Origin of the sequence: Pedobacter africanus (genome assembly GCF_040548825.1) — a bacterium.
Lineage (GTDB): Bacteria > Bacteroidota > Bacteroidia > Sphingobacteriales > Sphingobacteriaceae > Pedobacter > Pedobacter africanus_A.
Map to the genome: position 1 here is coordinate 1,104,548 of NZ_JBEPSL010000001.1, position 18,331 is coordinate 1,122,878.

15 protein-coding genes are annotated in these 18,331 nt (G+C 43.1%); 11 read left to right on the forward strand and 4 right to left on the reverse strand.

Going from position 1 to position 18,331, the window contains the following annotated elements:
- The 9 genes from ABIE26_RS04430 to ABIE26_RS04470 all read left to right on the forward strand — a co-directional run bounded on the left by ABIE26_RS04430 (position 1) and on the right by ABIE26_RS04470 (position 13,648).
- Positions 1 to 1,335, forward strand: coding sequence for a sugar MFS transporter (locus tag ABIE26_RS04430; RefSeq protein ID WP_310139590.1), 1,335 nt, complete (start codon positions 1 to 3; stop codon positions 1,333 to 1,335).
- A 10-nt stretch (positions 1,336 to 1,345) separates the two neighbouring features.
- Complete coding sequence (locus ABIE26_RS04435) at positions 1,346 to 2,752, forward strand: putative oxidoreductase C-terminal domain-containing protein (RefSeq protein ID WP_310139589.1); 1,407 nt, start codon at positions 1,346 to 1,348, stop codon at positions 2,750 to 2,752.
- A gap of 116 nt (positions 2,753 to 2,868) precedes the next feature.
- Positions 2,869 to 4,095: an N-acetylglucosamine-6-phosphate deacetylase gene (gene nagA, locus ABIE26_RS04440; protein ID WP_310139588.1), complete on the forward strand. Its 1,227-nt coding sequence runs from the start codon at positions 2,869 to 2,871 to the stop codon at positions 4,093 to 4,095.
- 4 nt (positions 4,096 to 4,099) lie between these two features.
- Positions 4,100 to 4,858 carry a glucosamine-6-phosphate deaminase gene (locus ABIE26_RS04445; protein WP_310139586.1) on the forward strand — a complete coding sequence of 253 codons (759 nt, stop codon included), beginning with the start codon at positions 4,100 to 4,102 and terminating at the stop codon, positions 4,856 to 4,858.
- A 168-nt stretch (positions 4,859 to 5,026) separates the two neighbouring features.
- The gene (locus tag ABIE26_RS04450) at positions 5,027 to 6,091 is read left to right on the forward strand and encodes a LacI family DNA-binding transcriptional regulator (RefSeq protein ID WP_310139585.1); all 1,065 of its coding nucleotides are present in this window, start codon (positions 5,027 to 5,029) and stop codon (positions 6,089 to 6,091) included.
- A gap of 63 nt (positions 6,092 to 6,154) precedes the next feature.
- Complete coding sequence (locus tag ABIE26_RS04455; protein ID WP_310139584.1) at positions 6,155 to 7,780, forward strand: ATP-binding protein; 1,626 nt, start codon at positions 6,155 to 6,157, stop codon at positions 7,778 to 7,780.
- Positions 7,781 to 7,880: 100 nt separating this feature from the next.
- A complete protein-coding gene (locus tag ABIE26_RS04460; RefSeq protein ID WP_310139582.1) occupies positions 7,881 to 9,941 on the forward strand; it encodes a hypothetical protein in 2,061 nt (686 codons plus the stop codon).
- Positions 9,942 to 9,948: 7 nt separating this feature from the next.
- Positions 9,949 to 12,120 carry an alpha-galactosidase gene (locus ABIE26_RS04465; RefSeq protein WP_310139581.1) on the forward strand — a complete coding sequence of 724 codons (2,172 nt, stop codon included), beginning with the start codon at positions 9,949 to 9,951 and terminating at the stop codon, positions 12,118 to 12,120.
- Positions 12,121 to 12,124: 4 nt separating this feature from the next.
- Positions 12,125 to 13,648 (forward strand): glycoside hydrolase family 28 protein, encoded by a 1,524-nt coding sequence (locus ABIE26_RS04470; protein WP_310139580.1) that lies wholly within the window; start codon positions 12,125 to 12,127, stop codon positions 13,646 to 13,648.
- Here ABIE26_RS04470 and ABIE26_RS04475 read toward each other — a convergent pair.
- The 4 genes from ABIE26_RS04475 to ABIE26_RS04490 all read right to left on the reverse strand — a co-directional run bounded on the left by ABIE26_RS04475 (position 13,645) and on the right by ABIE26_RS04490 (position 16,998).
- Positions 13,645 to 14,343: a YdcF family protein gene (locus ABIE26_RS04475; RefSeq protein WP_310139578.1), complete on the reverse strand. Its 699-nt coding sequence runs from the start codon at positions 14,341 to 14,343 to the stop codon at positions 13,645 to 13,647. The genes ABIE26_RS04470 and ABIE26_RS04475 overlap by 4 nt on opposite strands.
- Positions 14,344 to 14,458: 115 nt before the next feature.
- Positions 14,459 to 15,043 carry a DUF4142 domain-containing protein gene (locus tag ABIE26_RS04480; RefSeq protein ID WP_310139577.1) on the reverse strand — a complete coding sequence of 195 codons (585 nt, stop codon included), beginning with the start codon at positions 15,041 to 15,043 and terminating at the stop codon, positions 14,459 to 14,461.
- A gap of 65 nt (positions 15,044 to 15,108) precedes the next feature.
- Positions 15,109 to 15,480 (reverse strand): DoxX family protein, encoded by a 372-nt coding sequence (locus ABIE26_RS04485; RefSeq protein WP_310139576.1) that lies wholly within the window; start codon positions 15,478 to 15,480, stop codon positions 15,109 to 15,111.
- Positions 15,481 to 15,585: 105 nt separating this feature from the next.
- Positions 15,586 to 16,998: a PLP-dependent aminotransferase family protein gene (locus ABIE26_RS04490; protein ID WP_310139574.1), complete on the reverse strand. Its 1,413-nt coding sequence runs from the start codon at positions 16,996 to 16,998 to the stop codon at positions 15,586 to 15,588.
- Positions 16,999 to 17,092: 94 nt separating this feature from the next.
- Here ABIE26_RS04490 and ABIE26_RS04495 point away from each other — a divergent pair, with 94 nt between their 5' ends.
- Together ABIE26_RS04495 and ABIE26_RS04500 are read left to right on the forward strand one after the other, a co-directional pair.
- Positions 17,093 to 17,980 carry a DMT family transporter gene (locus ABIE26_RS04495; RefSeq protein ID WP_310139572.1) on the forward strand — a complete coding sequence of 296 codons (888 nt, stop codon included), beginning with the start codon at positions 17,093 to 17,095 and terminating at the stop codon, positions 17,978 to 17,980.
- 111 nt (positions 17,981 to 18,091) lie between these two features.
- Positions 18,092 to 18,298: a hypothetical protein gene (locus tag ABIE26_RS04500; RefSeq protein ID WP_310139570.1), complete on the forward strand. Its 207-nt coding sequence runs from the start codon at positions 18,092 to 18,094 to the stop codon at positions 18,296 to 18,298.
- The last annotated feature ends 33 nt before the right edge of the window (positions 18,299 to 18,331 follow it).

An 18,331-nucleotide genomic window follows, 5' to 3' on the forward strand; every position in this document is an offset into this window, starting at 1 on the left:
ATGGAAAAAGGAAATATTGCTTCGGTTAGTGTAAGCTCGTTGAGCAAGCGCGATACACTCATTTCAATTTTTATCATCGGGTTGCTGTTCTTTATTTTTGGCTTTGTAAGCTGGGTAAATGCCATCCTGATCCCTTATTTTAAGATTGCATGTGAACTCAATAATTTTCAGTCTTATCTGGTTGCCTTCGCTTTTTACATCTCTTATTTTGTGATGTCTGTACCTTCATCTTACCTGTTAAAATCTGTTGGATTTAAGAAAGGGATGATGATTGGCTTCTGGACCATGGCCCTGGGCGCATTTATTTTTGTTCCAGCGGCACTTGCCAGGACCTATGAAGTATTTCTGCTGGGCTTGTTTACGCTCGGTTCTGGTCTGGCCATATTGCAGACGGCCGCCAATCCTTACATTACCGTATTGGGACCGAAAGAAAGCGCGGCCCAGCGCATCAGTATTATGGGGATCTGTAACAAAGGGGCTGGTATACTTGCGCCTTTGCTGTTCGCCGCTGTAATATTGAAGGCTACAGATGCGGATCTATTTAAACAGCTGCCCACAATGGATGCAGCAGCCAGGAGTGCAGCGCTTGATGAGCTGATCCGAAGGGTAATACTTCCTTATTCCTGTGTAGGTATTGTTCTTTTATGCCTCGGTTTATTTGTGCGCTATTCTCCCTTGCCGGAAATCAATACCGAACAGGAAAGCGAAGATGTGGCGCTGGCCAATTCCGGTAAGACCAGCATCTTTCAGTTTCCCCACCTGGTGCTTGGTGCTTTGGGTATATTTTTGCATGTGGGTACCCAGGTGATAGCCATTGATACCATTATAGGTTATGCCGGATCCATGAACATTCAATTGCTTGAGGCTAAAGTTTTTCCATCTTATACTTTGTTTGTGACCATTTGCGGTTACCTGCTGGGCATTGTCGCCATACCCCGGTTCATTAGTCAGGCCAATGCTTTAAGAGTATGTACCTTACTCGGCGCTATTTTTACATTGCTTATCATTTATGCAAAAGGGAGCATTACCTTTTTAGGCCACCAGGCCGATGTTTCTATCTGGTTTGTCGTATTGCTGGGGTTTGCAAACTCGCTGGTATGGGCAGGTATATGGCCACTTGCGCTCGATGGTCTGGGCCGATTTACAAAATTGGGTGCCTCTCTGATGATTATGGGACTATGCGGAAATGCAATTATGCCACTTTTTTATGGCTATTTTGCCGATTTATTTGACTTAAGAACAGCTTATTGGGTCTTATTTCCCTGTTATCTGTATCTTATTTTTTATGCACTTTACGGACATAAGCTGAGGAGCTGGTCTGCTATAAAATCTTAAAAAAATGCTTATGCTTTCTAATCGTCATTTTAAATTTAACAACAATCAAGGCAAAGTAGCTTTTGCCCTTTGCCTGCTTTTCGTGACCGGAACAGGTTGCCAAAATACCACCGGGGAGTCGGAAGAGGCCCCTATAAAGCTGATTACACTTGATCCCGGACATTTTCATGCCGCTCTGATACAGAAATCTATGTATAAAGAGATCAGCCCGATTGTACATGTCTATGCACCTGATGGGCCAGAGCTTGATGCGCATTTAAAACTCATTGAAAAATACAACAGCAGGGCAGAAGAGCCTACAAAATGGGAAGAAGTAGTGTATAAGGGGCCGGATTACCTGCAAAAAATGCTCGATGAAAAAAAAGGGAATGTAGTGATCCTGTCGGGCAACAATCAGAAAAAAACAGAATACATACAAAAGTCTGTTGAAGCAGGAATTAATGTTCTGGCAGATAAACCTATGGCTATCAATACCGAAGGATTCCAGCAGCTGGAGAAATCGTTTGAACTTGCCCAAAAAAACAAGGTGTTGTTATATGATATCATGACAGAACGTTATGAAATTACGAATATGCTTCAAAAGGAACTTTCGGAGCAGCCGGATATTTTTGGAGTACTGGAAAAAGGGACCGAAGGTCACCCGGCGATAACAAAAGAAAGCGTGCATCATTTTTTTAAATACGTTTCTGGTGCGCCTTTAATCCGTCCCCAGTGGTTTTTCGACATCAATCAGGCCGGAAACGGGTTGGTCGATGTGACTACCCATCTGGTAGATATGGTACAATGGGAAGCCTTTTCAAATGAACTTATACATTACAAAACTGATATAAACATGCTTTCTGCAAGGCGTTGGACAACTTCAATTAGCCCAGGACAGTTTAAAAAGAGTACAGGTAAAGATACCTATCCTGCTTACCTTCAGAAAGATATTAAAAACGGAGTATTGCAGGTTTACGCTAATGGAGAAATGAATTATACCATCAAGGGGGTGCATGCAAAGGTTTCCGTAGTCTGGAATTTCGAGGCGCCTGAAGGTTCAGGAGATACCCATTACTCGGTAATGCGCGGAACAAAGGCCAATCTCATCATTAAACAGGGGAGTGAACAGGGATATAAGCCCACACTCTACATTGAGCCGTTAAAATCAAATGATGCAGCATATGAAAAAGCCTTAAAACAGGGCATTGAGAAGATTGCAAAGAACTACCCGGGCCTCACTTTAAAGCCAGTCAAAACAGGTTGGGAAGTTGTTGTTCCTGAAAAATACAAGGCCGGACATGAGACCCATTTTGCAGAGGTAACTAAAAAATACCTGCGTTTTCTCAAAGAAGGGCAGCTTCCCGGTTGGGAAAAGGATGCACTTTTGAGTAAATACTATACCACAACAAAAGCACTTGAGCTTGCTTTGAAAAACTAAATTCACAAGGAATTAAACTTACATTTTACAGATAATACTATTGTTCGGGTACGTAAACAGTGTGATAATAATATTTATCTTTGCAAATAATTTCAGCCTTGAAATTACAACAGATTATGAGTGAGAGGAAACTAAAAATATTTAACGGCAACATTATAACCCCATACCGTATTATAAAAAATGGAACGCTCGTTGTTTGCGATGGCACAATCAGTGATGTTATAGAAGGCGATATCGAAGTACCCGGGGCAGTCCAGATAGATGCTAAAGGCAAGTACATTGCACCCGGATTTATAGATATGCACATTCATGGCGGGGGTGGTTTTGATTTTATGGATGGTGATGTGAGTTCTTTCCTTAAAATTGCTGAAACCCATGTCAAATATGGTACAACAGCCATGTGTCCGACTACATTGACCAGTGAACTGGCACATTTACTGGAAACGCTTGACCATTACGAAACTGCCAAAGCAATAAATAAAACCGGCTCGCAATTTCTGGGTATGCACCTGGAAGGGCCATATTTTTCTAAAAACCAGAGTGGGGCACAAGATCCGCGCTTTATGCGAAACCCTGAGCCCCGGGAATATGAAAAGGTTTTGTTCCATGCGCAGTCCATCAGAAGGTGGAGCGCAGCACCGGAGCTTAAAGGTGCACTTGAATTTGGCCGGCATCTGAAGGCCCTGGGCATTCTTCCTGCCATTGCACATACCGACGCCATTTATGAAGAGGTGCTGGAAGCCTTTGAAAATGGGTACACCCTTGCCACCCATTTTTATTCGGCCATGTCGGGCGTAAGCAGAAGAAACGCTTTCAGGTACGCCGGTGCTATTGAAGCTGGTTACCTGATTGATGAAATGGATGTGGAGATCATAGCTGATGGCATACATCTGCCACCGCCTTTGTTAAAGCTGGTGTATAAGATAAAAGGAGCTTCCAGAACGGCCCTCATTACTGATGCCATGAGGGCTACAGGAATGCCTCCGGGTAAAAGCATTTTAGGCAACAAAAAAGACGGACTGGAAGTTTTAATTGAAGATGGGGTAGCTAAGCTGATGGACCGCAGTGCTTTTGCTGGTAGTGTAGCTACTGCCGACAGGTTGATCAGAACCATGGTTAATGAAGCAGGTGTTCCTTTACAGGAAGCGATACAAATGATGACAGCCACCCCAGCCAGAATTTTAGACGTTGCCGATAAAAAAGGTACAATACTGAAAGGAAAAGATGCAGATCTGGTGCTCTTTGATGAGCAAATAAACATTGCTAATACCATCATAAAAGGAGAAATTATTTACAGCCGGGAATTAGAATTGCAATACAATCCGATCCTGGTAAAAGAATAGAAAAATGGTCAGAGAATTTACAACAGACAAACTGAAAGTACAGGTACTGGAAGATAGAAATTTGCTCGGAACACGTGCAGCTGAAGCTGTTTATCAGAAAATAAAAGCTTTACTGGGCACAGAACCTTATCTCAATATCATCTTTGCCGCGGCCCCCTCTCAGAATGAATTCTTGTCTGCATTGATTGAAAAAGACATAGACTGGTCGCGCATCAATGCCTTTCATATGGACGAATATATTGGCCTGGCTGAAGACGCCCCGCAAGGTTTTGGTAACTTCCTGAAAGCGGCGATTTTTGACCATGTGGGTTTCCGCAGTGTAAACTATATCAGGGGAAATGCAGCAGATACAGTAGCAGAGTGCGAACGCTACGAAAAACTGCTGCTGCAATTTCCGCCGCACCTGGTTTGCATGGGCATTGGAGAAAATACCCACATTGCTTTTAATGATCCACACGTAGCTGATTTTAACGATACAAGACTGGTTAAGGTAGTTGACCTTGATCGGGAATGCAGGCAGCAGCAGGTAAATGATGGCTGTTTCGGTAAAATAGACCAGGTGCCCGAATATGCCCTTACCCTAACTATTCCGGCATTGTTCTCTGGTAAATATATATTCTGTATGGTTCCTGGCGAAAAAAAAGCGAAGGCAGTGCACCATACCTTAAGTCAGGAAGTTACTGCGCAATATCCCTCAACCATACTGAGGAAACATGAAAACGCGGTTATGTTTACCGATAAGCAAAGCAGCGTTTTTGTTTAAGGGAAAACCACCGGAAACGCTCCGGTCAAAAAATATTTTTGCTTTTTTAGGAGCGCATTTATTTTATTTGATAAAATAAATGCAAATTTATAGCGATGAGGCCTTAATGTGGTAACACAGCAATTGTGCCTGCAATGGGATCATGACCTTTAAAAACGAGATAAACTAATGAAAAAAACTGAAGAGAAAGCACTTGTTGGTGTACGTGAGATCGCAAGAAAAGCAAATGTCTCTATAGCAACTGTCGACAGGGTTTTGCATAACAGAACAGGCGTATCTGCTAAAACAAAAGAGAAGATTGACGCCATCATAGAAGAATTAAACTATAAACCCAATATTTTAGCAAGGCGCCTGGCATCTAAACAAATCCTGAGGTTTGCTGTGCTAATCCCTTCAGTATCCAAAGAAACCGATTATTGGAATGCTCCTTTGAGTGGTGTTTTGCAGGCCGAATCCGAAATCTCGTCTTATGGTATTCAGGTAGAAACTTTTTTGTTTGATCAGAACGATAAAAAATCATTTGTAAAACAATCAGAAGCTGTGCTCAGGGGCAATTTTAATGGTGTACTTTTAGCTCCGATGTTTATAGAAGAATCGAGCAAATTTGTAGATGAATGTGCTCTGCTCAACATACAATGTGTCTTCATTAATTCGGATATTCCGGACAAGAACAGTTTATGCTACATTGGCCCTAGTCTGTACCATAGCGGCTATCTTACAGCACATATTTCCGGTTATTTATTGAAAGAAAACGATAAGGTCCTCATTGTAAATATCTCTAAGGAAATAGACAACCACCACCACCTGCTTCGCAAAGAAGAAGGTTTCCGGAAGTATTTTGAAGATAACCATAAAGTAAACGAAATCCTCAAAGTTGATATCCGTGATACTGCCTATGATTCTGTTAAAAAAAGCCTTTCGGCTGCGCTAAAAGACAATACTATAAACCTCATTTTTGTAACCAATTCCCGGGTGTCTTCGGTAGCGCATTATCTGGAAGAGGAGGGGATTGAAGATGTTAAACTGATCGGTTTTGATTTTCTGACTGAAAATATAGCCTATCTAAAAAAACAAACCATAGATTTTTTAATTTGCCAGAAGCCGATAGAACAGGGGTATAGAGGTATTATGGCACTTTACACCCATTTTGTACACGCAAGTCCGATAGATAAAGTGTACCATATGCCTATCGATATCATTACAAAAGAAAACCATCAGTTTTACAGAAACTAAGCCAGGTTTATCAGCGCGGTGATCTGATGATTTTGTTTATATTTGTTTAACCTATTGTTGAATATGAACGAATCAGCTCATCATGATAAAAATGAGGGGGAGAAGCTCCATGAATTAACTGCTCATTTGCAATCGCTCATCACTTCTCTTGAAGATATTGTGTTTGAGATTGACGGAAACCAGGTTTTTAAAAACGTGTGGGTATCCGATGAACGTTTATTATTTATGCCTAAGGAAGCCTTCCTGGGTAAAACGATAACAGAAGTAATGGGCGCTGGTTCTGCGCTATTTACAATTCCGGTAAATGAGGCGATAGAAACCGGAACAGTTCAGGAAATCACCTACAAACACCTGGATGAGCATCAGAACCAATGGTTTAAGGCAAAAATAAAGCCGGTACTGAAATCTTCGGTACCGGAAAATTATATCCTGGTGCTGAGCATACAGGATGTTACGACACAAAAACTGGCCGATATGGCCCTGGAAGAAGCCAAGCTGCAATTGGAGCTGAGTAATATGGCTTTGGTGGAGGCCAGGGACAAAGCAGAAAAAGCATCAAAAACCAAGTCAGATTTTCTGTCAGTAATGAGCCATGAGATCAGGACGCCATTAAACGGTATCATTGGCATTGCTAACCTCTTGAAACTGAACCATACCATGGATCAGAAGGATTATATTGGTAACCTGATCTTCTCCGCAGATCATCTGATGCAGCTGATCAACGATATTCTGGACCTGACCAAGATTGAAAATGAAAAGCTGGAACTGGTACTTGCCGAGGTAGATCTGTTCAGGCTAATAAAAAATATTAAAAATCAGTTTAAATCTTTAGCCGAGGCCAAGGGAATACAACTAAAAAGCTATGTCGACGATGAAATTCCGCAAAAGCTTATTGCCGACCCGATACGTCTTAGCCAGATGCTGAATAACCTGATCAGCAATGCCATTAAATTTACGGATAAAGGAGAGGTAACCCTTTTGGTAAAACTTTTGTCTGCTCATTCCAACCAGGTAAAACTGCATTTCAGCGTAAAAGATACCGGAATGGGCATTCCGCCCGAATTACAGAAAACGGTTTTCGAAAGTTTCAAACAAATTCAGTTATCGGCACAACGGGAACATACAGGAACCGGGTTGGGTTTAACCATTACCCAAAAGCTTGCCGAACTGCACAACAGCAGGGTAATTTTAGAGAGCGAAACAGGTAAAGGTGCTGAATTTCATTTTGACTTGGTTTTTGACATTGCCGATAACCAGGATTCTGATGACAATGCAACGGCACTGCCGATGTCTGCCGTTTACCAGCATAAACTTAAGGGATTGAAGGTATTGCTGGTGGAAGATAACCTGATTAACCTGATGGTTGCCCAAAAGCACCTGGAGTATTTTGGGGTACAGGCCGACTGTGCAGACGATGGCAACAGCGCCCTCCAGTTGATGGAAGGAAATGAATACGATGTGGCCATGCTTGACCTGCATATGCCCGGTCTGGATGGATATGCACTCGCAGAGATTATACGCCGGCAGTACCCCACTGTCCATCCGGTAATCTTTACAGCAGATATTATGACCGAAGTGCGGCAGAAATTTGCCGCCATAAACGTTTACGATATCCTTAACAAACCATTTGCGCCCGAAAAGATGTTCGAAGTGCTCTTTAAAGTGGCCAGGTCAAGAGGGGTGTTATAACGGCCACCATGCTAAGATAGTTTATTAAAGAGCCAAAAGCATCCTGAAATATGCTGTTAAAAATCTTCAAATTGCGTTAGCCAATTTGAACCAAAACAACATGAACAGAATCTTTATGCGAGGCAGGTATTTGATTGCCCTCCTTTGTCTAAAATTAACTACCGGATATGCACAGCAAACACCTTTACCTAAACAAACGGATCGCTGGGCAATACAGCCGAATGGAAGCATTACATGGAATATAGATAAGCGCATTCCCCATACCGATCATATCGAGATGGCGGGAGAGCAGGTAGCCATATGGGTTGAATATGGATTAGATAGCATTAAACGGTCAAAAACAAACAGGACGATCGTATTTCCAACGTTCAGGATGCTTCCTGATGGTACAAGGTCCCATATCAGTTATTCCTTTCAGGACAATGAACTGCCAAGGTTTTACATCAATAAAAGGCTGCTGGATTTTGGTGTCGCTAAAAGTGGTAAATCAGGTAGTTTAGGCTACAGCATCAAAAATATCAATCAAAAGGGTATCATGCGCGTAAGTGCCGAAACCGGAAACCCTGTACTAGCCACGATAACACGCAGTTTTTTCCCTTCAGCTGATCAGCCTATGGCTATCGAAAAATTTGTTTTTACCAATGTTTCGGGAGCAGATTTGCCTGTCGCCATGGAATATCTCAAGAGAGAGGTCAGAACAGATGCTTCACGAAGCAAGGGACAATCGCATAGCGTCATCATGGGTACAATAGGAGAGGGAAACCGGATGCTGAAACCCGGAGAATCAGCAACATTTGCAGTTTATTACCTCGCAACAGACCACCCGGAACAGCTGCCTGCTATTAATGCAGACAAAGAAGAGGAAAAAAGAATGGCAAGAATAGCAGAGATTCAGGGGCCATTAAAGCTGGAAACACCGGACAAGATACTGAACACTGCTTTTGAATTTGCCAAACTGCGGGCCACCGAAAGTATTTACAAAACAAAGGGCGGTTATATGCACGGCCCCGGTGGCCTGGCTTATTATGCCGCTATCTGGGCAAACGATCAGGCCGAATACGTCAATCCGTATTTTGCTTTTTCGGGCGACAGGATCGGACACCTTTCTGCCATGAACTCCTACGCCTGGTTTGCCAGGTATATGAATCCTGATTATAAAGCAATTCCAAGCTCCATTGTAGCTGAAGGAGATGCCGTATGGAAAGGCGCGGGTGACAGGGGTGACCAGGCCATGATTGCCTACGGCGCATCCCGGTATGCCCTGGCCACAGGGAATATAGATTCTGCCCGTAAACTATGGCCTTTAATTGAGTGGTGCCTGGAATACAGCAAACGAAAAATGAACACAGAGGGGGTGGTTACCTCTGATAAAGATGAACTGGAAGGCCGTTTTCCTGCCGGAAAGGCCAATTTGTCTACCAACACCCTGTATTATGATGCCCTTCGGTCGGCAGTGATGCTGGGGCAGGCGCTTGGTAAACCTAAAAGCCAGACAGATGCCTACCATAAGCAGGCTGATGCATTAAAGGCAAATATGGAGAAATACTTTGGTGGCAACGTCGAAGGTTTTGAAACCTATAAATATTACGAAGGAAACGATGTACTCAGGGCCTGGATTTGCCTGCCCTTAACCGTGGGGATCTTCGACAGAAAGCAGGGTACCATTGATGCGCTTTTCTCGCCAAGGCTATGGACTGCCGATGGTTTGGCTACACAAGCCGGTAAAGAAACTTTCTGGGACAGATCTACTTTATATGCATTAAGAGGCGTATTGCAGGCTGGTGAAACTGGCAAAGCCATGGACTTTATTAAATATTATTCGCGCCGCAGACTCCTGGGCGATCATGTGCCTTATCCCGTTGAGGCTTACCCTGAGGGTAACCAACGCCATCTATCTGCCGAAAGCGGTCTTTATTGCCGCATATTTACTGAAGGTTTATTTGGCATGCGCCCTGTAGGTTTCCGGAGTTTTGAATGCGTTCCAAGAATGCCGGAAGACTGGAACAATATGGCTTTACGTCACATTCATGCATTTGGAAATGTGTTTGATCTGGAAGTATCCAGGACCGGGAAGAATATGTTGCTCATCAATATTAAAAAAGATGGGAAAGATTATAAGTACAAGATAAAAGAAGGGGCTACGCAACTCATTAAACTATAGTGCTGAAATGAACAATTCAATAAAATACCTGTTTTGCCTGCTCTGTATCTTTGGAATTTTCTTCAGTGTTTCTGCCCAGCAAGACAAACAGATCATCATTGCAACAAAAAATACCAGTTTGATTTTTACGGTATCAGGGGCTCAAAAACTTTACCAGAGCTATCTTGGTCAGAAATTAATTAATCCATCCGACCAGTCGTTGTTGACCGCAACCAGGCGTGAAGCTTATATCGGGGCCGGGATGGGCGATTTATTTGAACCCGCAATCAGGATGGTGCATAGCGATGGCAATCCTTCTCTGGATCTGAAATATACCAGCCACAAAATCAATAAGCAGGATAACAATGTAAGCACCACTTCTATCAGCTTAAAGGACCCGCAATACCCGGTAGAAGTATTGCTGCATTTCACCGCTTATTATAATGAAGATATCATTAAAGAATGGACGGAGATTAAGCACAACGAAAAGAAACCGGTTACCTTAACCAATTATGCTTCTTCCATGCTGCATTTTGATGCCTCAAAGTATTGGCTCAGTCAGTTCGACGGTGATTATATGACCGAAATGAGAATGAAAGAAAGTCAGCTAACCACAGGTATAAAGGTACTTGATAGTAAATTAGGCAGCCGCGCACACATGTACCGTGCTCCTTGTTTTTACCTTTCTTTAAATAAGCCATCCGATGAAAATAATGGCGAACTCATCGCCGGAACCCTGGCCTGGTCAGGCAATTTTCAATGCTCATTTGAAGTAGATCAGCAAAACGGTCTGCGTCTGGTTACCGGCATGAATCCCTACGCTTCTGAATATAAATTACAGCCTGGCAAAACTTTTGAGACTCCTGCATTTATATTCACCTATAGCAAAAAAGGAAAAGGGGAGGCCAGCCGTAACCTGCATCGCTGGGCCCGTAACTATGGGGTGCTTGATGGCAATAAACCTCGTTTAACACTGCTGAATAACTGGGAAGCCACGCATATGGATTTTAATCAGGACATACTGGTTGAACTGTTTGATGGGGCAAACAAGCTGGGGGTAGACCTCTTCCTGCTGGACGATGGTTGGTTTGGCAATAAATACCCGAGAGATGCAGATAAAACAGCTTTAGGCGACTGGCAGGTTGACAAAAAGAAACTGCCAAGCGGTATCGGCTACCTTATTAGCGAGGCAAACAAAAAAAAACTGCAATTTGGTATATGGCTGGAACCGGAAATGGTAAGCCCTAAAAGTGAATTATACGAAAAGCACCCCGAATGGATCCTAAAACTTCCCAATAGGGAGGAAGCTTACTCCCGCAATCAACTTGTTCTGGATCTGATTAATCCTAAGGTGCAGGACTTCATCTACAATATGGTGAATGATCTGGTTACCGAAAACCCCGGAATCGCTTTTATCAAATGGGATTGCAACCGGATGCTCACCAATACCTATTCTCCATTTTTAAAAGAAAACCAGGGCAACCTGTTTATCGATTATAACCGGGCGCTCTATCAGATACTGGAACGTTTAAGAAAAAAACATCCACACCTGCCAATTATGCTCTGCGCAGGTGGTGGGGGCAGGGTAGACTATGGTGGTCTGAAGTACTTTACTGAATTCTGGCCGAGCGACAATACCGATGGTCTGGAGCGGGTATTTATACAATGGGGTTACCTCAACTTTTTCCCTGCATTAACCGTCTCCAGCCACGTAACTTCAATGGGCAAACAATCACTGAAGTTCCGTACCGATGTGGCCATGATGGGTAAAATGGGTTACGACATCAGGGTAAAGAACCTTACCGAACAGGAAATTAAATTCAGTAACCAGGCTGTTAAAACCTACAAGCAGATCAGCGATGTGATCTGGTTTGGCGATCTGTACCGCCTAGTCTCGCCATACGAGGAAAACAGGACTGTTTTGATGTATGCCAGTGAAGACAAAAACAGGGCTGTGCTTTTCAGTTATCTCCTCAATTTTCGCAGAAAGGAATATATGGGCAAAGTACTCTTGCAGGGACTCGACCCTTTGAAACGTTACAGAATAAAAGAAATTAACCTCTTGCCTGATGCCAGATCAACTTTCCCTGATGACGGAAAGGTTTTTAGTGGCGATTATCTGATGAATATAGGATTAAACCTTTCTTCAGGAAAAATAGCTCCGCTTAGCAGTTCCATTTTTGAAATTATAGCACAATGATACCATGAAGACACTTAAAATAATACTTGGTTTATGGATGATCACGGCATTTACAAATTTTGTAAATGCCGCTGATTTTGACATTCTTAAATATGGTGCCGTTGGCGACGGTGCAACCCTGAACACAGTTGCCATACAAAAAGCAATTGATGCCTGCAACCAGTCAGGTGGTGGTAAAGTCATCTTTCCCGAAGGAAAATTCTTGTCAGGAACTATAGTAATGAAAGATAATGTAACCATTCATTTCGAAAAAAATGCGGTATTGCTGGGCAGTACCGACCTGAAGGATTACCGTAACCTCGATCCTTTTACCGAAGGTCTGGGCATTGACGTGGGCTGGGCACTTCTGGTGGCTGTCGAAGTAAAAAATATCAGGCTGGAAGGAGCGGGAACAATTGACGGACAAGGATCGGCCATCAAAGCGAGGCATATCCTTACCGACACCAGGCCTGAGGGGCAGCGCTGGGGTCTGCGGCCATTTCTGGTACGTATTGTACGTTGTGATGGGGTAACCGTAAATGATGTAACCCTTAAATATGCCGGTGCCTGGACTTCCCATTACTTTCAGAGCAGGAACCTTCACATAGAAAATGTAAAAATTCAAAGTGTGGGGGTGGCCCATAACGATGGGATTGGTATTGACGGATGCCAGGATGTGGTGATCAAAAACTGTGATGTAGAGAGTGGCGATGATGCATTAGTATTTAAAACTACTTCCAGCAAAATGGCCTGCAAAAATATTGAAGTCAGCGGCCTCCGTTTGAAAAGCCATCAGGCGGGTATCAAAATGGGGACTGAATCTATGGCAGCCTTCGAAAATATCAGGATCTTCAAATGCCACATCTACGACACACGTAACGGAGGGATTAAGCTCCTTACTGTCGATGGTGCGCACTTGCGTAATGTAGAGATCTCTGACATTACCATGGAAGAGGTAAGGACCCCGATGCTTTTTCGCCTGGGCTCGCGCTTAAGTGTGTTCCGCAAAAATAGCGATACCAAACAATCTACCGGTACTTTTGAAAATGTGGTTATCCGCAATGTAAAAGCAAATGCTGCTGCAAATGCCCAGCTCATGCCGCCTTCAGGTATTCTGATCACTGGCGTACCAGGACATTACATCACCAACCTTACTCTTGAAAATATTGAGATCAGTCTGGCAGGTGGCGGATTGGCAGAACACGCCAGACAGGTTGTTCCTGAAGCTATAGATCAATATCCGGAAGTCAAGACATTCGGGCCAAGGGTGCCGGCATATGGGGTCTGGGCAAGACATGTAAAAGGGCTTAAGCTGAAAAACATCAAATTTAACCTTGGCAGCAATGATCTGAGGCCAGCGCTGGTGTGCGAGGATGGAACAGACATCGAGGTGCTCGACTGGAAGCTTCCTGAAACTACTGGAGCAGAAGCCATTATCCGGCTGGAAAATGTTCAGAATGCGGTAGTAAAGAATGCCGGGGGTAAATCAGGTGCTAAAAATTTTGTACTCATTGAGGGGGAGAGTAAAAATATAAAGCAGGACCGCTAAGCTACATGTAGCGACTTCTGTTCAGTTAAGGCTTTAATGTGCTCCAGTGACCCCCGAATCTCAGTGATAGGGAAATCACCCCTTTGACCGTAAGTCTGTAGCCTCAAATATTCGCCCCATACCAGACCCCTTCCGTATTCGGTCTTGGACCACATTTGTCTGCTTATCGGATATTTTAAATAGTCAGAAGGTAAGGGCAGGGGTATACAATGCAGCATTACCGATGGAAAAAATCTTTTCAGGCAGAGTGAGGCCCTGGTGGATGCATAAGAGTGGGATAAAAAAGTCATGCTCCGGATATTCTTAAAAGAGAATACCTTTTGCGCTTCTACAATATTATCCAGCGTGTTTTTTGATTTGCACTCGGTGAATATTTGCTTATCTGCATACTTTTCCAATGGTATATAAGATTTGATCAAGGCAGATTCGGCCTCTTTTTTATAGAAAGACCCATTATAATTCGCTACACCACCGGTAATTAAAACCTGGTTAACCAGACCTGCATTCAGCATATAACTGATGATGTCTGCAATTTCCCGGTGCTGAACATTGGATCCGAAAACGAAAAGTAAATCTGTAGGTTCCAGGCTCTCCTCCTGAAAGCATAAACTTGTCAATGCTTCGATCAGTTCGGTATCCATATCCGGACTTTCGGCAACTTTTACAATTTCCCTGAATAATTCTTTTGACTCCATCTGGTTATCCTATTATTCAGGTATAGACGTATGGGCCATCACATTTGCTACAGTTGCTTAAAAATATTTTTTCAACCTTTTGTAGAAACGTGCTTATTTTAAACTCAAAGCTGATTTATTTCAACTTTTCGTTTAAATCTGTAGCTGCTTTATAATGTGCTTCCAAAGTGCGCAATGCCTTGATGGCAAAATTTTGAAGTGGTGTATCGCCAGATGTGGTTGCCGATTTAAAAAGGTCAAGCGATTTGATATGATCTTTTACCATCATTCCAATATAGTGTTTGTCAAATTCCGCAGCAGGCATATTTTTCATTTCCTCCATATGCGCCAGATCCGCCTGTGGAAGGCTGGTGGGTAAGGTCATACGTTTGCTTTCCGCCAATTTTTTTAAACGCTCGGCTATTTTACTGTGATCTCTGACTACTGTGGTAGCAAAGGTTCTCACCAGTCGGTTGGTTGATTTTTTCTCCGCTATTTTTCCCAGCTCTATTTCTTTCATTCCACCAAGTGCTGCTTCGTTCATAAAGACCGACATATCCGCCCCGCGGTTTAAAGCGGTTGTATCTGTAATTATATGATCCTCCATGGCCGAATCAACTGCCGCTTTCTGAGCATCTTTTGTACTGTTGTTTGCATTTTGGCAAGCCTGGAAAATAGAAAAACCAAGCAGAATTATGGCCAATAAGGTTTTTGCTTTCATGATTAATGTCTTAATTGTTAGTTTAATTAACTACAATTGAAGCTGGAAAATGTTTTTGAAAGCAGCTAAATGGCTGCTTTGTTGATTTTATGATAATAAAAATAAGAGATCATCAGAATTCCCAAAACAACCAGTGGGAAAATAGCCTGTCCGCCTATACCGTCTACGGCGGCATGACTGATGCTGGCAAATACAAAATCGAACGCAAAACCAGCATAAATCCATTCTTTGAGGCGCCCCTTAATTTGAGGAAGGATCAGGCCAATTGAACCAAGCACTTTAAATATAACCAGGGCATTGCCAAAGTACTGGGGATACCCTAAATGTCTGATCCCTTCTTTAGCCAGTTCAGTTTGTGATGTAAAGGCGGGCATAACTCCTTCAAACAGAAAGATCAGAATTGTTGCTGTCCAGAAAATAATTTTGTCTTTTTTCATGATGTTTATAATTTGTACTACAAAAGTATCGTCTGGGTTTAAAAGCCATGCTGGGGGGAAACGACAATGTTAAGGGGTGTTTGCGACATTCTTTTTGCATGTATGTTATAAAACCCTGGCAAGGCTTCCTAACTGCTTTAAAGTGGAATTGAGTTCTTCCGTCCAGGGCAGGCCAATACAAAGCCGCATGCAGTTTTGAAACTGATCCTGAAGGGTAAACATTCGGCCTGGCGCAATGCTTATTTGTTTCTTTAACGCATAATTGTACAATTTTGCCGTATCTATTCCATTTGGGAATTCAACCCATAGGGTAAGTCCACCTTGCGGCCTGCTTATTTTTGTCCCCGGAGGAAAATGTGCTGCTATGGCAAGGGCATAACGCTGATAGTTTTCCTGTAAGGTTTTACGCAGTTGCCGCAAGTGATGGTCGTACCTGCCCGTCATCAGAAAATTTCCTGTTGCTTCATGTATAACGGAGGTAGAAGATAAGGCGTGTACCAGTTTTAATCTTAATATCAGATCCTTATACTTACCTGGGGCAACCCAGCCAACACGGTAACCGGGAGCAAGCGTTTTAGATACTGACCCACACCACAAAACATTGCCCTCTTTGTCAAAAGACTTACAACATTTTGGGCGTTCAGCGCCAAAATGAAGGTCACCGTAAGTATCATCTTCAATCAGTGGAACATTATGTTTGGCCAAAAGTGCTACAATTTCTTTTTTGTGCGAATCAGGCATACAATAGCCATAAGGTGTATTGAAATTCGGTACCAGCAGGCATACATTTATTTCAGGGAGCAATTTTTCCAGCGCCTCGATAGCTATTCCCGTAACAGGGTGTGTGGCAATTTCCAGTACTTTTAGTCCCATGCTTACTGCAAGCTGTAAAATGCCCGGATAACAGGGGCTTTCCAGGGCAAGGGTGTCACCTGGTTTGGTTAGTGCCATAAGGCATAAAGCCAATGCGTTCATACAGCCATTGGTGGTTACCACATCACTTTCCTTCAAATGTCCCTCCCAGGCCAACGAACGGACAGCTATCATTCTTCGAAGCTTTACGTTTCCTTGTAAAGGCTCGTATGCTGTGCCGCCTTCTTTCAACGCCCTTGTGGCCAGAACGATTTCTTTCTTTAATTTTGCCAAGGGTAAAAGATTGCCTGAGGGTACCCCAATAGAAAGAAGGGTCAGGTCATTTCGCGCCATGTTGGAATAAACACTGTCAATCAATTCATTTGGTTCCATGTTTTTGACAACAGGGAGGGGTTGGCTCGTTTCAGGCAAAGGAAGCTTGAGGTAGTTTAGCGGACTTACAAAATAACCCGATTGAGGTTTTGATTGCACCAGGGATTGAGCTTCCAATTCAAGAAATATTCTTTTCGCCGTATTTATGCTGATCCCATGTTCCCTGCTCAATGTCCTTACAGATGATAAACGCTCTCCAGCCCTTAAAACACCTGTTTTGATCTTATCGGCAATATTACCTGCTATTTCGTTGTATAAAAAGTCTTTCTTCACCTTACAAATATAATTGTGTCCATTCAAATATTAAAAATTGTATCTGTGTTTGCTGTTGTGCTTCCGCGACTTTTGGGTTGAAAATTTTAGCATCATGACAGGAGCAACTAAAGTAAAAGAAGATACCGCACAGGGCTGGATAAACGGTTTTATAGGTGTGGTATTGTTTAGCGGGTCTTTACCCGCAACAAGGATAGCAGTTTTAGAATTTAATCCGGTATTCATTACCATGGCCAGAGCTTCCATTGCCGGCATACTTGCACTCATTGCCTTGCTGGTTTTTAAAGAAAAGCGGCCAGCTAAACAGCAGCTTTTGCCCCTTGCAATCGTAGCGCTCGGGGTAGTAGTAGGTTTTCCCTTATTGAGTGCGCTGGCATTGCAATATGTCAGCTCTGCCCATTCTATCGTTTTTATAGGAATTTTACCAGTGGCAACAGCTGTTTTTGGGATCATCCGCGGTGCTGAACGTCCGCGGCCCATATTCTGGCTTTTCTCTGTTGTAGGGAGCCTTTTAGTGGTAGGGTATGCCGTTGCACAAGACCTAAGGGCTTCAGCTGCCGGTGATGTGCTGATGCTTTTGGCAGTTGTACTGTGCGGGATAGGCTATGCCGAAGGGGCCAGACTTACCAAAACTTTAGGTGGTTGGCAGGTAATTTCCTGGGCTTTGGTACTTTCACTGCCTGTAATGCTTCCCCTCACATTTCGTTATATGCCATCTTCTTTTGAAGGTATCACAACCGGAGCATGGCTTAGCCTGGCCTATGTATCCTTGTTCAGCATGTTTATAGGTTTTATCTTTTGGTACAGGGGATTAGCACAGGGGGGGATAGCAACAGTAGGACAGTTACAGCTCCTGCAGCCGTTCTTCGGACTGGCCCTGGCTGCTTCATTGCTTCATGAAAAAGTAAGTGCTGGAATGTTGGCTGTTACAATAGGGGTGATATTATGTGTAGCAGGGACGAGGAAGTTTGCAAGGGCTTAATGCTTACAGTAGGCGTTAAGAGGACAGATAATGAACGGAATGAACACCTGTATCATGAGGTATTCTGTTCTGGCTGTTGTTAAATTAGGGTTAAATCAAATATTAAACATCATGAACAAACTCGAACTTAACAATTTCGGTGTTGAAGAATTAAACACCGCGGAAATGACAAAAACTGAAGGCGGTGCGCTTTTAAATGGATGGTTAGGGGCATTGCTACAGCCCATAACAGCTACAGTTGGCACTGTAGCTAACGATACCTTTCAGTTTGCCAATAAAACCGTAGGTACGATCTTATCATTGCTCAGATCTTTGTAAAAGTTATTGACGCTTTTAAGAAGGGCTTATCAA

Coding starts and splice junctions, on each gene's coding strand:
- nagA (WP_310139588.1), top strand. CDS start 2,869: ATGAGTGAGAGGAAACTAAAAATATTTAACGGCAACATTATAACCCCA.
- ABIE26_RS04500 (WP_310139570.1), top strand. CDS start 18,092: ATGAACAAACTCGAACTTAACAATTTCGGTGTTGAAGAATTAAACACC.
- ABIE26_RS04430 (WP_310139590.1), top strand. CDS start 1: ATGGAAAAAGGAAATATTGCTTCGGTTAGTGTAAGCTCGTTGAGCAAG.
- ABIE26_RS04495 (WP_310139572.1), top strand. CDS start 17,093: ATGACAGGAGCAACTAAAGTAAAAGAAGATACCGCACAGGGCTGGATA.
- ABIE26_RS04470 (WP_310139580.1), top strand. CDS start 12,125: ATGAAGACACTTAAAATAATACTTGGTTTATGGATGATCACGGCATTT.
- ABIE26_RS04435 (WP_310139589.1), top strand. CDS start 1,346: ATGCTTTCTAATCGTCATTTTAAATTTAACAACAATCAAGGCAAAGTA.
- ABIE26_RS04460 (WP_310139582.1), top strand. CDS start 7,881: ATGAACAGAATCTTTATGCGAGGCAGGTATTTGATTGCCCTCCTTTGT.
- ABIE26_RS04445 (WP_310139586.1), top strand. CDS start 4,100: ATGGTCAGAGAATTTACAACAGACAAACTGAAAGTACAGGTACTGGAA.
- ABIE26_RS04485 (WP_310139576.1), bottom strand. CDS start 15,480: ATGAAAAAAGACAAAATTATTTTCTGGACAGCAACAATTCTGATCTTT.
- ABIE26_RS04455 (WP_310139584.1), top strand. CDS start 6,155: ATGAACGAATCAGCTCATCATGATAAAAATGAGGGGGAGAAGCTCCAT.
- ABIE26_RS04465 (WP_310139581.1), top strand. CDS start 9,949: ATGAACAATTCAATAAAATACCTGTTTTGCCTGCTCTGTATCTTTGGA.
- ABIE26_RS04450 (WP_310139585.1), top strand. CDS start 5,027: ATGAAAAAAACTGAAGAGAAAGCACTTGTTGGTGTACGTGAGATCGCA.
- ABIE26_RS04475 (WP_310139578.1), bottom strand. CDS start 14,343: ATGGAGTCAAAAGAATTATTCAGGGAAATTGTAAAAGTTGCCGAAAGT.
- ABIE26_RS04480 (WP_310139577.1), bottom strand. CDS start 15,043: ATGAAAGCAAAAACCTTATTGGCCATAATTCTGCTTGGTTTTTCTATT.